The sequence below is a fragment of the Vibrio sp. 970 genome (assembly GCF_033339075.1).
The window spans coordinates 1-549 of record NZ_JAWOTW010000682.1 but is presented as its reverse complement, the minus strand read 5'-3'; the positions used below and the strand labels follow the sequence as shown (position 1 = coordinate 549).

Below are 549 nucleotides of genomic sequence, written 5' to 3'. Positions count from 1 at the left end.
TGAAAGCGAAAGATATCGAGCAATTACCCAAACCGCTGATGTTTAGCCTGAATGTTGGCGAGATTGTAGAGCGATTAACGCGACACAAGATCTCGACCATTGGTTCACTCAATGGTGATTTGTTATGGCCAGTGAATCGCGCTCAAAGCCTATCTTTGCTCGCGCATTTTTGTCAGGTTTGTCTCCCTCATTTTGGTCGGTTTCAAGATGCGATGACGGCGGAGCACGATGCCAAATGGAGTTTGTATCACAGTCGTTTGTCGTTCTCGATGAACAGCAAGTTACTGCACCCCAAAGAGGTAATCGATGCTGCACTTAGTGCATACCAATCTAACAAACACATCGATATTGCACAGGTAGAAGGATTCATTCGTCAGATCTTAGGTTGGCGGGAATTCATTCGGGGTGTGTACTGGGCGAATATGCCGCAGTATCCGCAGAAAAATGAGCTCGAAGCATCACGTGATTTACCCGACTACTTTTGGACAGGAAAAACCAAGATGGCTTGTATGCGCAATGCAATAGGCCAGTCTCTCGATTATGCGTACG

1 pseudogene is annotated in these 549 nt (G+C 46.4%); it reads left to right on the top strand.

Annotated features, from left to right (window positions below):
- Positions 1-549 (top strand): annotated as a pseudogene (locus R7Q11_RS28605) (cryptochrome/photolyase family protein); the annotation flags it as partial.